Genomic DNA, 12,277 nt, shown 5'->3' on the forward strand with positions numbered 1-12,277 from the left:
AGGTCGGAACCGCTACTTCTTCCTGCGGTTCTTGCGCTGCGGCTGCTGGCGTTGATGACCCTGCGCCGCCTTGCGCTCCGCCGCCTTCTTCGCCTCGATGAGCTCCTCCTCCTCGAGCGATGGACGGCCCTCGCGCGCGCGTTTCCTGTTCTCGTTGTCGTGGTCGCGCTTCTCCTTGTCGAGCGCGGCCGGCGAACCGGGCGTCGGGAACTCACGCAGCTGCCAGAACGAGCGCAGCAGGTTGCAGATGTTGTTCGCGAGCCAGTAGACGAGCACGGCGAACGGCATCGCGACGCCGGAGAAGACATACATGATCGGGAAGATCCACAGCATCATCTTCTGCATGCGCTCGGTCTGCTTGTTCATCGACGCAGGCGCCGTGTTGCGGCGCATCGTGTTCCACTGCATGTACCACAGGCACGCGCACATCGCGAACACGAAGATCGCGATGACGACCTTGCCGCTCGTGCCGGCGGTCGTGAAGGTGTCGGAGACCTTCGTGCCGAAGAAGGTCGTCGCCGAGAACTCCTGCGCGGTCGCAACGTCGAAGGCGCCGAGCGGGGCGCGTTTGCCGCGCGCGATGTACGGGATCGCCGAGAGCACATAGAACATGCACATGAAGACCGGGCCCTGGATGAGCATCGGCAGGCACGACCCCGCCGGATTGGCGTGGTTGTCCTTGTAGAGCTTCATCATCTCGCGCTGCATCGCTTCCTTGCTCGCGGGATCGTTCTTGCCCTTGTACTTGTTCTGGATCTTCATCATCTTCGGCTGGATGGCCTGCATGCCGCGCATCGACTTCATCTGCTTGTAGAACAGCGGGAAGACGCACGCCTGCACGACGATCACGAGGAAGATGATCGACAGCACCCAGGAAAGGCCCACGGCCGGCATGCCGATGAGCGTGAGCAGTTTGTGGAACCAGTACATGACCTGCGTCATGAGCCACTCGACCGGGGTCAGCAGCTTGTACAGCCACCCCCAGAAACCGCTGTCCAATAAGAAATTATCCGTCATATCCGGCCATTCACTCCTTCTCGTCGTGGGGCAGAGGGGTCAGCCGCGGCTCTTCGTGCGCGCGCGACCAAGAGAATCTGTAGAACAGGGAGAACCGCTGCGGCACGTCGTCGATGCCTCCCGAACTCCACGGGCGGCAGCGCAGCAGGCGCAACGCGGCGAGCACGCCGCCGCGCATGGCGCCGTAGCGGCGTATCGCCTGGATCGCATAGTTCGAACAACTGGGGTAATAACGACATGAGGGCGGGGTGTTCGCTGAAATCCGCCGCTGATACCAGCGGATGCAGCGAATCATCGCCCGCCCTGCATGGCCCGTCATCAACGCGCCGTCTTGCGCTGCACCGCGCGGAACAGCTGCGCCATCTGCGCGTCGAGCGACGCGAAGGACGCATGCGCCGCGCTCGGCTTGGCGCGCAGCACGACGCTGCAGCGCTCGGGGAGCTCGTCCTCGTAGCGTTGCGCGAGCACGCGGAAACGGCGTTTCACCGTGTTGCGCACGACCGCGTTCCCCACCGCCTTGGAAACGGCCAGCCCCACATGCCTGGACGCATCGCCGGCGCCGTCCGTGTCGTCGGGCATCAGATAATGCACGACGAGGTCGTCGCCGGAGACCTTCCGGCGACGGCGCAGCACGGCGACGAAATCGCGATGGCTTCTGAGCCGTTCCACGTTCGTCCGACTGAAACGAAGACTCAGGCGGAGAGGGCCTTGCGGCCCTTGGCGCGGCGGCGGTTGATCAGCGCGCGGCCGGAACGCGTGCGCATGCGGGCGCGGAAGCCGTGCTTCATGTGGCGACGACGGTTGTTCGGCTGGAATGTCCTCTTCATAGTTTCATGCTCCCGTTAGGTAGGTCGGTGGGCCATGCGTTCATGCATGGCTTCGCTTGAGACAATCTCTACCAATTTACCGATACCCCTATACCTTGCACGGCCGCCGCCGGCGCGAGGCCGTACGCGGAACGTTCCCGACACGCCCGGCAGCCGCCGTGGACGGGGCCGCGGCGACGTCCACAGAGCCGTCGCGAATACAGGGGAAAAGCCCGGAAAGTTATGCACAAACCACACCGCTGTAATTACAAAACCAAGCATTTCCAACACGCGAGCTTGTGGATAACTTCCATCAGTCAGAGTAAAAATGACCTGTTACGCATGTGCATCCAACCGATGGAGACGAAACCATGAGCGAAGCAACCAACGACCCGGCGGCCGCGACGGCCGTCATATGGTCGAACGCGCTCGAACTGCTTCGGAAGAACTCGTCGCTGACCGCCCGAGAGAAGGGGTGGTTCGAGGGCGTGGTCCCCGAGGCGCTCTTCGGCACCAACATCATCCTCGCCGTCGAGAACAGCGAGACGCAGCATGTGCTGCAGACGGAGCTCAACGACGAGCTGCTGCAGGCGCTGCGCATCGCGAACGGCGGCGTCGACCTCTTCCCCGCCTTCAAGATCACGGTGCGTGCGAACGAGCCCGAACAGCCGGTGCTGCCGGTCACCGCGCTGAGCGAGGAGGCCCCGCGCGGCGACACGCGCAAACGCCAGCCGCTGCCCGAGCCGGAACCCGCGCCTGAACCGGTCGTCGTGCAGCAGACGCCGAAGACGACGCATTACGACGACGCCGTCGTGCAGACCTTCGAGGATTCGATGGGCGACGACCTCGATCCGTCGGCGGCGGCAGCGATGTCGACGACGCTCGGCGGCGCCGCCGACGTCTTCAAGGGACGCTTCGGCCGCTCCCCGCAGCCGATGATCGACCCTGAAACGCATCTCAACCCCTCCGACACCTTCGACACCTTCGTGCCCGGCGACTCGAACCGTTTCGCGCGCACCGTCGCGCTCGCCGTGGCCGAAGGCGGCGGCAGCGACTTCAACCCGTTGTGCGTCTACGGCGGATCCGGCCTGGGCAAGACGCATCTGCTCAACGCGATCGGCAACTATTCGCTGATCAAGCAGCCCGGCGCCCGTGTGCGCTATGTGACGAGCGAGGAGTTCACGAACGAGTTCATCGACTCGCTGCGCATGGACGCCGGCACGAAGTCCGGCTCGAGCCGCGTGACGGCGTTCAACCGCAAATACCGCGAGGTCGACGTCCTGCTCATCGACGACATCCAGTTCCTCGGCGGCAAGACCGAGACGCTCGAGCAGTTCTTCCACACCTTCAACAGCCTGTACCAGGCGAACAAACGCATCGTCATCGCATCCGACGTGCCGCCGAAGAACCTCAAGGACTTCGAGTCGCGCCTCATCTCGCGCTTCGAGCAGGGCATCACCGTCGACGTCAAGCCGCCGGATCTCGAGACGCGCATCGCGATCCTGCGGATGATCGCATCGAACTCGGGGATGCGCGTGCCCTACGACGTCCTCGACCTGATCGCCGAGCGCTTCACCGAGAACATCCGCGAGCTCGAGGGCGCGCTCAACCGCGTCACGGCGCTCGCCTCGCTCAACGGCCAGCCGGTCACCGTCGCGCTCGCCGAGCAGACGCTGCAGGACTTCTTCTCGACCGACATCGAGGTCAAGCCGACCGACATCATCGGCCGCGTCGCGAAATACTTCCATCTGACCTTTGACGACATCGTCGGCCCGCAGCGCAACCGCAACATCACGCTCGCCCGTCAGATCGCGATGTACCTGACGCGCGACCTGACGAGCATGAGCCTCGTCAACATCGGCCAGGTCTTCGGCGGACGCGACCATACGACGGTCATGCACAACATCAAGATCATCTCGGACGGCATGAAGCAGAAGCAGGAGATCTACAACTACGTCACCGAGCTGACTGTGCTGCTGCGCCAACGCAACAACAAATAGCCGTCCGGGAGATGTGGACGGTGCGCGGATGCGACACACCCGAGCATGCCGATTTCGACGCAAAGTTTTCCACATGGTTATCCACAATTGTTGGCAAAGACGGTGGATATCGCGAGGAAAACGCCGAAATCGGCTGTGGATAACCCGTGGAGAGGGGCAGCTGAAATGTGGACGGAGAATCGTCCCCCATCGGCCTGTGGAAAACCCGGCTTGTTATCCACATTCGATGCAGAGGTTATCCACAGCCCGCAAATGTGGATAACCCGCCGCCGCGTAAGGCTTTCGCAGGTTTTCCACATATCCACCGTGCTTATAATGGTGATGAAACCTTTCCTACTTAAGCTCTCATCATGACCATCAACGACCGTTCGCTGCGCCCTGTGCGTCACCTCGACGAAGCAAGCAAAGAGCAGTTAGAATGAGTGCCAGACTCACACAATCGTCAACAGCCAAGGAAAACGCATGAAAGTAGAAGTCAATTCCACCTCGTTCGCCGATGCCGTGTCCTGGACGACCAGCATCCTGTCCGCCAAGCAGCTCAACCCGCTGCTCTCCGGCATCAAGCTCGAGGCTCGGGACGGCGCGCTCCAACTGTCCACATTCACCTACGAGCTGTCAGCACGCGATCACATCGAAGCGGGCGTAGACGAGGCCGGCGCCGCGGTCGTGCCAGGCAAACTGCTCGCCGAGATCAGCAAGTCGCTGCCCTTCGAGAAGACCTACCTGCAGACCGACGGCTCGACGCTGCGCATCTCCTCGGGCAAATCGACGTTCACACTGCAGCTCATGCCGGAAAGCGAATACCCGGATCTGCCGCAGCTCCCCCCGCTGCTCGGTCAGGTGGACGCGCCGACGCTGACGCAGTCGATCATCCAGGCCGCCGTCGCGATCGCACGCACCGACGACCGTCCGGTGCTCACGGCCGTGCAGATGAAGTTCGAAGGCGACGCGGTGACGCTGTCGTCGACCGACCGTTTCCGCCTGTCGCGATCGAGCTTCCACTGGTCGCCGGCGAACGACGGCCTCGATGCCGTCGCGCTCGTCAAGGGCACGCATCTGCGCGACATCTCGCGTTCGCTCGACGAACGCCAGAACGTCAACCTGTATTTCGACGTCGAGAACCCGACGCTGCTCGGTGTGGAAAACGCCGGGCGCATATCCACAGTCCAGCTCATCGACGGAGACTTCCCCGCCGTCGACCGCCTGTACGCCGACTCCTATCCGATCCACGCCGTGCTCGACAAGCAGAACCTGCTTGATGCGATCAAGCGCGTCGCGCTCGTCGCCGAACGCAACGCGCCGATCCGCATGGTCTTCACGGGCCAGGAGGTCACGCTGACGGCGGGCGCAGCCGACGAGGCCTCGGCGAGCGAGGTGCTCGACGTGGACCTCGACGGCGAGGACATCACCGTCGCGTTCAACCCGAACTATCTGCGCGAGGGGTTGAGCGCGATCACCGAGCCGTATGTGCGCATGAAGATGACGACGGCCGTCAAGCCGGTCGAATTCGACGGCCAGCAGGAGGCGGATTCCGAGGAGTCGCTCGCCTACCGCTACCTGCTCGTGCCGATGCGCTTCAACAGCTGATCCGTGGCCGTGGCGTCCCCGCGGACGGCGGACGCCACGGCCCCCCGTACCTTTCCCGCCGACCACCGAACCGTTGGAAACCGATGTTCATCTCCCGCCTCGCCCTCGACCATTTCCGTTCGTGGGACCATTGCCTGCTCGACCTCACGCCCGGCGTGACGATCCTGCAGGGGGCGAACGGACTCGGCAAGACGAACATCGTCGAGGCCATCGAGTTCCTCGCGACCGGTTCGAGCCACCGCGCCTCATCATCGGCGCCGCTCGTCGAACGCGGCTTCGACAAGGCGACGATCCGCGCGAACGTGAACGGCGAGACGTCCGGCCATGTGACGACCTATGAGGCGACGATCCGCGCGAAGGGGGCGAACCGCGCACGCGTCAACGGCGGTCCGTCGACGTATCTGCGCGACATCGTCGGCGACATCCCGCTCGTCGCGTTCACGCCCGACGACCAACGGCTCGTCTCGGCCGATCCGGCCTCGCGACGGCAGTTCCTCAACCAGACGGCGTCGCTGCTCGTGCGCGGCTACGCCGATACGCTGCAGCGTTTCTCCCATGTCGCCAAGCAGCGTGCGGCGCTGCTCAAGCAGCTCGGCGCGGCCGACGGCTTCGACGCCGCCCGCGATGCGGCGCTCAGCGGCCTCGAGATCTGGACCGGCCAGTACATCGACCTCGGCCTGCAACTGACGCGCGACCGCATGGCCGTCGTCGACCGGCTGCGCGCGCCGTTCCGCGAGCTCGTGCACGAGCTCGCCGGCGCCGGCGAGGACGCCACCCTCGACTATGAACCCTCCTTCGACGAAATCATGCAGGGCGACGACGCCCCGCGGCTCATCAGCGAGCATTTCCGGCGGCTCTACGCCGGCGAGGTGGCGCGCGGACGCAACCTCATCGGCCCGCAGCGCGACGACCTGCTCATCGGACTCAACGGGTTCCCGGCGCGCGAGTTCGCCTCGAACGGCGAGATGTGGACGCTCGGCCTCGCGCTCAAGATGGCCGTCTACCGGCTGCTCGAGGAACGCTTCGGCACGCAGCCGATCGTCATCCTCGACGACGTCTTCGCGCAGCTCGACGAGACGCGGCGCGCGCAGATCCTGCGGTTCGCCGCGGCGCAGCGGCAGGTGCTCATCACCGTCGCCGCCGCGGGCGACATTCCCGACGACGGCACATTCGCCGGCGCGCGGATCGTCGACGTGGCCGCGCTGCGCGCACGCAACGACGAGGAGATCCTGTGATGCAGACACCGATCTGTGTGACGCTCAAACTCGACGAGCGCAAGCTCGGCGCCGAGGAATTCGAACGGGTGGCGGCGAAGGCCGGCCTCATCAGGGAACTGCGGGTGCGCCGCGAGGAGGCGCTCGACAACTTCGGCAAGCCGGGACGCGATCCGCACGAACTCGGCGACGTGTTCGCGAAGATCGTCGAACAGTCGGGGTGGGGGCCGCATCTGAGGATGGCGTCGCTCGAATCGGACTGGGCGTCGGTCGTCGGCGAGGTCAACGCGCGCCATTCGCGCGTCGCGAGCTACGTGGACGGCGTCCTGACGATCGCCGCCGATTCGCCGTCGTGGACGCAGCAGCTCACGGCGATCGCGCCGACGCTCACCGAGACGCTGCGCGAACGCCTCGGCGGCCTGCGAATCGACGAGGTGCGCGTCACCGGACCGCAGACGCACGGCCGCGGTGTGCGCATGATGAAATACGTGCAGCGGAACACGAGACGGCCCCATCCGCACGGCTAGTCCACGCGCCCACAGCCGCTCCCGATGCCGCCGTTGTTCGCTTCAGGAGAACAACGGCGCATAACGGGCCGCTGTTGCATTCCGTCCCTATGCATAAGTAAGATATCCAGTAGTGTACTCAAACGCCCACAAGGGCGTTTTATTCGTGTTATAGGGCATATCGCATCGCGAAAACGCCCTCGCGACGAGCACAGAAAGGATACTCTGTGGCAGATCTCACGGCTGATGCGGTGGACGCATCCTCGAACGATGACGGTCAGGTCATCGACGGCCAACTGGACGACACCCTCTCCCCCGAACACTATGACGCGAGCGATCTGCGCGTCCTCGAAGGCCTTGAGGCGGTCCGCATCCGCCCGGGCATGTACATCGGCTCGACCGGTCCGCGCGGCCTGCACCATCTCGTCTACGAGATCGTCGACAACTCGGTCGACGAGGCGCTCGCCGGCTACGCGACGCACATCGAGGTGACGATCCTGCCGGACAACGGTATCCGCGTCGTCGACGACGGCCGAGGCATCCCGGTCGACGAGGTCCCCGGCGAAGGCGTCTCCGGCGTCGAGACGGTCATGACGAAGCTGCATGCGGGCGGCAAGTTCGGCGGCGGCGGCTACGCGGTCTCCGGCGGTCTGCACGGCGTCGGCATCTCGGTCGTCAACGCGCTCTCGACGCGCGTCGACATCGAGGTGCGCCGCCAGGGCTACTACTGGACGCAGACCTACATCAACCAGCATCCGACGGCGCCGCTTGAGCGCGGCCGCGCGATGGAGGACGGCGAGTCCACCGGCACGTCGGTCACGTTCTGGCCGGACCCGAAGATCTTCGAGACGACGATCTACGACTTCGAGACGCTGCGCGCGCGCTTCCAGCAGATGGCGTTCCTCAACAAGGGGCTCAAGCTGTCGCTGACCGACATGCGCGAGACCGAGCCGACCGGCGACGAGGTCACCGGCGAAAGCGACGCGAGCGACGAGCTGCACCAGAGCGTCACCTACCAGTACGCGAACGGCATCAAGGACTACGTCGCGTACATGGTGAAGATGCGCAAGGCGCAGCCGATCGAGCCGGACGTCATCGACATCGAGGCCGAGGACCTCTCCATCGGCGTCTCCGCCGAGATCGCGATGCAGTGGACGACCGCCTATTCGGAGTCGGTGCACACCTTCGCGAACACGATCGCGACGACCGAGGGCGGCACGCACGAGGAGGGATTCCGCGCGGCGCTCACGAGCATGGTCAACCGCTACGCGCGCGAGAAGAACATCCTCAAGGACAAGGACGACAACCTCTCCGGCGACGACGTGCGCGAAGGCCTGACGGCCGTCGTCTCGGTCAAGCTCACGAATCCGCAGTTCGAAGGCCAGACGAAGACGAAGCTCGGCAACTCCGAGGCGAAGACCTTCGTGCAGCGCATCATGAACGACCGGCTCGGCGACTGGTTCGACGCCCATCCGAACGAGGCGAAGAACATCATCCAGAAGGCGATCGAGGCGTCCCGCGCGCGCATGGCCGCGAAGAAGGCTCGCGAGAACACGCGCCGCAAGTCGATCTTCGAATCGGCAGGCATGCCGGACAAGCTCAAGGACTGCCAGTCGAACGACCCGAGCGAGTGCGAGCTGTTCATCGTCGAGGGCGACTCGGCAGGCGGCTCCGCGATCCAGGGACGCAACCCGAACACGCAGGCGATCCTGCCGCTGCGCGGCAAGATCCTCAACACCGAGCGCGCGAGTCTCGACCGCATGATGAAGTCGGACACGATCGAATCGCTCATCACGGCGATCGGCGGCGGCTACGGCGAGGACTTCGACCTTGACAAAGTCAGGTACCACAAGGTCATCATCATGGCCGACGCCGACGTCGACGGCGCGCACATCGCGACGCTCAACCTCACGCTGTTCTTCCGCTACATGCGTCCGATGATCAACGCCGGCTACGTCTATGTGGCGATGCCGCCTCTGTACCGGATCAAGTGGACGAAGGGCCCGCACGACTTCGTGTACACCGACGCGGAACGCGACCGCGTGCTGTCCGAAGGAAGGTCCGCCGGACGCCAGCTGCCGAAGGGCGAGGGCATCCAGCGCTACAAGGGCCTCGGCGAGATGAGCTACCAGGAGCTGTGGGAGACGACGATGGATCCGGACAACCGCGTGCTCAAGCAGGTGCACATCGAGGACGCGCTGCAGGCCGACGAGACCTTCTCGATGCTGATGGGCGACGAGGTCGAGCCCCGCCGTCTGTTCATCCAGCGCAACGCGCACAACGCCCGCTGGATCGACGCCTGACCGGACGTACACCGGCAAGACCACCCGCAACAAGACGTGACCGCCCAGACGCGGCGAAGGCAAAGGAAGCAAAGTGGCAGACGAACCCACCAACAACGGCTCGGACGACGAGCTCAACAACCTCTCCGGCTCGCTGGAGCCGCTGAGCCCGCAGGAAGCGGACAACACCGATTACGGCCTGATGGTCGGCACGCGCGTGCAGCCGGTCGACCTGCAGGAGGAGATGCGCCAGTCGTACCTCTCGTACGCGCTCTCCGTCATCGTGGAGCGCGCGCTGCCCGACGTGCGCGACGGCATGAAGCCGGTGCACCGTCGCGTCGTCTACGCGATGTACGACGGCGGCTACCGCCCCGACCGCGGCTACAACAAGTGCTCGCGCGTCGTCGGCGACGTCATGGGCAAGTACCATCCGCACGGCGACTCGGCGATCTACGACACGCTCGTGCGCATGGCGCAGTCGTGGTCGATGCGCTACCTGCTCGTCGACGGCCAGGGCAACTTCGGCTCCCCCGGTGACGACCCGGCTGCCGCGATGCGTTACACCGAATGCCGCATGGCGCCGCTCGCGATGGAGATGGTGCGCGACATCGACAAGGACACCGTCGACTTCGTGCCGAACTACGACGGCAAGACGCAGGAGCCGACCGTGCTGCCCGCGCGCTTCCCGAACCTGCTCGTCAACGGCTCCTCCGGCATCGCCGTCGGCATGGCGACGAACATCCCCCCGCACAACATGCGCGAGGTCGCGGACGGCGTGCACTGGGCGCTCGACCATCCGGAGGCGACGCGCGAGGAGCTGCTCGACGCGCTCATCGCCCGCATCAAGGGGCCGGACTTCCCGACCGGTGCGACGATCCTCGGCCACAAGGGCATCGAACAGGCCTACCGCACCGGCCGCGGCCTGATCACGATGCGCGCCGTCGTCAACACCGAGGAGATTCACGGCCGCATGTGCCTCGTCGTCACCGAGCTGCCGTATCAGGTCAACCCGGACCGTCTCGTCGTCTCGATCCGCGAGGCCGTGCGCGACGGCAAGATCCAGGGCATCGCCGACATGCGCGACGAGACCTCCGGCCGCACCGGCCAGCGGCTCGTGCTCGTGCTCAAGCGCGACGCGGTGCCGAAGGTCGTGCTCAACAACCTGTACAAGCATTCGCAGCTGCAGCAGACCTTCGGCGCGAACATGCTCGCGCTCGTCGACGGTGTGCCGCGCACGCTGAGCCTCGACGCCTTCATCCGCCACTGGGTCGCCCACCAGCTCGACGTCATCGCGCGGCGCACCGCCTATCTCAAGCGCGAGGCGGAGGAACGCGACCACATCCTGCAGGGCTACCTCAAGGCGCTCGACATGATCGACGAGGTCATCCATCTGATCCGTTCGTCGGCGACCGTCGAGATCGCGCGCACCGGCCTGATGAACCTGCTCGACGTCGACGACGTGCAGGCCGACGCGATCCTCGCGATGCAGCTGCGCCGTCTGGCCGCGCTCGAACGCCAGAAGATCCTCGACGAGCATGACGAGCTCATGCGCAGGATCGCCGACTACGCGGACATCCTCGCCAAGCCGGAACGCCAGCGCAAGATCGTCGGCGACGAACTCGACGAGATCGTCGCGCGCTACGGCGACGACCGCCGCACGAAGATCCTGCCGTTCTCCGGCGAGATGAACGTCGAGGACCTCATCGCCGAGGAGAACGTCGTCGTCACCGTGACGCACGCCGGCTTCATCAAGCGCACGAAGGCCGACGAGTACCGCGCGCAGCACCGCGGCGGCAAGGGCGTCAAGGGCGCCAAGCTGCGCGAGGACGACGTCGTCGACCACTTCTTCCTGACGAGCACGCACAACTGGCTGCTGTTCTTCACGAACAAGGGGCGCGTCTACCGCTGCAAGGCGTACGAGCTGCCGGAGGGGTCGCGCGACTCCAAGGGCCAGCACGTCGCGAACCTGCTGCAGTTCGAGCCCGACGAGCAGATCCAGACCGTGCTGTCGATCCCGAACTACGAGGTCGCGAAGTACCTCGTGCTCGCGACGCGCTCCGGCAAGGTCAAGAAGACGCGCCTGTCCGAATACGATTCGCCGCGTCAGGGCGGCCTCATCGCGGTGCGCCTGATGCAAAGCGAGGACGGCGGGACGAGCGACGAGCTGATCGGCGCGAACCTGTGCAACGCCGAGGACGATATCATCCTCGTCTCGAAGCGCGGCATGAGCCTTAAGTTCCGCGCCGACGACGAGCAGCTGCGCCCGATGGGCCGCCAGACCGCCGGCGTGCAGGGCATGAAGTTCCGTGACGGCGACGAACTGCTCGCGATGGACGTCGTCTGGGGCGACACCGACAAGGACCTCTTCGTCGTGACGAACGAGGGTTTCGCGAAGCGCACGCAGCTGGGCGAATACCGCCTTCAGGGCCGCAACGGCTACGGCGTCAAGGCCGTGCAGCTCGTCGAAGGCCGCGGCTTCCTCGTCGGCGCGCTCGTCGTGTCCGAGGAGGACCAGATCATGGCGATCATGAAGTCCGGCAAGGTCATCCGCTCGGATGTCAGCGAAGTCAAGCGCACCGGCCGCACGACGCAGGGCGTCACCTTCGCGAAGCCGGACAAGGATGACGAGATCGTCTCGATCGCGCGCAACGCCGAGACCGAGGACGACGCCGACGGCGACACAGTGACGACCGATTCCTCGTCCGGCAGCACGAGCGTCCAGCCGGCGGAGGGCGAACCGGTCTTCACGGTGCGCGCCGACGGCGACCAGCCGACGCCGGTCATCGAGGAGGATTCGGCGGCGATCGAACGCACCGACGAACCGGGCGCCGACGCCGCGTGACCCCGTCCGTGAAGGACGTGCCG

10 protein-coding genes are annotated in these 12,277 nt (G+C 65.3%); 6 read left to right on the plus strand and 4 right to left on the minus strand.

Annotation, left to right across the window (positions count from 1 at the left end; translation table 11 throughout):
* Positions 1-12: 12 nt before the first annotated feature.
* Genes yidC through rpmH form a run of 4 tightly spaced genes read right to left on the minus strand, consistent with a single transcriptional unit; the run spans position 13 to position 1,844 of the window.
* Positions 13-1,017, minus strand: coding sequence for a membrane protein insertase YidC (yidC, locus tag B1400_RS01660; RefSeq protein WP_095612742.1), 1,005 nt, complete (start codon positions 1,015-1,017; stop codon positions 13-15).
* A 10-nt stretch (positions 1,018-1,027) separates the two neighbouring features.
* Positions 1,028-1,312: a membrane protein insertion efficiency factor YidD gene (gene yidD, locus B1400_RS01665; protein WP_095612898.1), complete on the minus strand. Its 285-nt coding sequence runs from the start codon at positions 1,310-1,312 to the stop codon at positions 1,028-1,030.
* Between the two features lie 23 nt (positions 1,313-1,335).
* Entirely contained in the window at positions 1,336-1,686 is a 351-nt protein-coding gene (gene rnpA / locus B1400_RS01670) for a ribonuclease P protein component (RefSeq protein ID WP_095612743.1), read from the minus strand.
* Positions 1,687-1,709: 23 nt separating this feature from the next.
* Complete coding sequence (rpmH, locus tag B1400_RS01675; protein WP_095612744.1) at positions 1,710-1,844, minus strand: 50S ribosomal protein L34; 135 nt, start codon at positions 1,842-1,844, stop codon at positions 1,710-1,712.
* Positions 1,845-2,194: 350 nt separating this feature from the next.
* Between rpmH and dnaA the strand changes: the two genes are divergently transcribed.
* The 6 genes from dnaA to gyrA all read left to right on the plus strand — a co-directional run bounded on the left by dnaA (position 2,195) and on the right by gyrA (position 12,254).
* On the plus strand, positions 2,195-3,823 hold the full coding sequence (dnaA, locus tag B1400_RS01680; RefSeq protein WP_095612745.1) for a chromosomal replication initiator protein DnaA: 1,629 nt from the start codon (positions 2,195-2,197) through the stop codon (positions 3,821-3,823).
* A 462-nt stretch (positions 3,824-4,285) separates the two neighbouring features.
* Positions 4,286-5,410 carry a DNA polymerase III subunit beta gene (gene dnaN, locus B1400_RS01685; protein WP_095612746.1) on the plus strand — a complete coding sequence of 375 codons (1,125 nt, stop codon included), beginning with the start codon at positions 4,286-4,288 and terminating at the stop codon, positions 5,408-5,410.
* Between the two features lie 83 nt (positions 5,411-5,493).
* The gene (gene recF / locus B1400_RS01690; RefSeq protein ID WP_095612747.1) at positions 5,494-6,645 is read left to right on the plus strand and encodes a DNA replication/repair protein RecF; all 1,152 of its coding nucleotides are present in this window, start codon (positions 5,494-5,496) and stop codon (positions 6,643-6,645) included.
* Entirely contained in the window at positions 6,645-7,151 is a 507-nt protein-coding gene (locus B1400_RS01695; protein WP_201260178.1) for a DUF721 domain-containing protein, read from the plus strand. The genes recF and B1400_RS01695 overlap by 1 nt, the downstream gene beginning before the upstream one ends.
* A gap of 230 nt (positions 7,152-7,381) precedes the next feature.
* Positions 7,382-9,433 (plus strand): DNA topoisomerase (ATP-hydrolyzing) subunit B, encoded by a 2,052-nt coding sequence (gene gyrB, locus B1400_RS01700; RefSeq protein ID WP_407641058.1) that lies wholly within the window; start codon positions 7,382-7,384, stop codon positions 9,431-9,433.
* Between the two features lie 73 nt (positions 9,434-9,506).
* Positions 9,507-12,254 (plus strand): DNA gyrase subunit A, encoded by a 2,748-nt coding sequence (gene gyrA, locus B1400_RS01705; RefSeq protein ID WP_095612750.1) that lies wholly within the window; start codon positions 9,507-9,509, stop codon positions 12,252-12,254.
* Positions 12,255-12,277 lie beyond the last annotated feature (23 nt).

Origin of the sequence: Bifidobacterium italicum, assembly GCF_002286915.1 — a bacterium.
Classification (GTDB): domain Bacteria; phylum Actinomycetota; class Actinomycetes; order Actinomycetales; family Bifidobacteriaceae; genus Bifidobacterium; species Bifidobacterium italicum.

Excerpts from the sequence above, each read along its gene's own strand:
- yidC (WP_095612742.1), bottom strand. The coding sequence starts at position 1,017 with ATGACGGATAATTTCTTATTGGACAGCGGTTTCTGGGGGTGGCTGTAC.
- yidD (WP_095612898.1), bottom strand. The coding sequence starts at position 1,312 with ATGATTCGCTGCATCCGCTGGTATCAGCGGCGGATTTCAGCGAACACC.
- rpmH (WP_095612744.1), bottom strand. The coding sequence starts at position 1,844 with ATGAAGAGGACATTCCAGCCGAACAACCGTCGTCGCCACATGAAGCAC.
- dnaA (WP_095612745.1), top strand. The coding sequence starts at position 2,195 with ATGAGCGAAGCAACCAACGACCCGGCGGCCGCGACGGCCGTCATATGG.
- dnaN (WP_095612746.1), top strand. The coding sequence starts at position 4,286 with ATGAAAGTAGAAGTCAATTCCACCTCGTTCGCCGATGCCGTGTCCTGG.
- recF (WP_095612747.1), top strand. The coding sequence starts at position 5,494 with ATGTTCATCTCCCGCCTCGCCCTCGACCATTTCCGTTCGTGGGACCAT.
- B1400_RS01695 (WP_201260178.1), top strand. The coding sequence starts at position 6,645 with ATGCAGACACCGATCTGTGTGACGCTCAAACTCGACGAGCGCAAGCTC.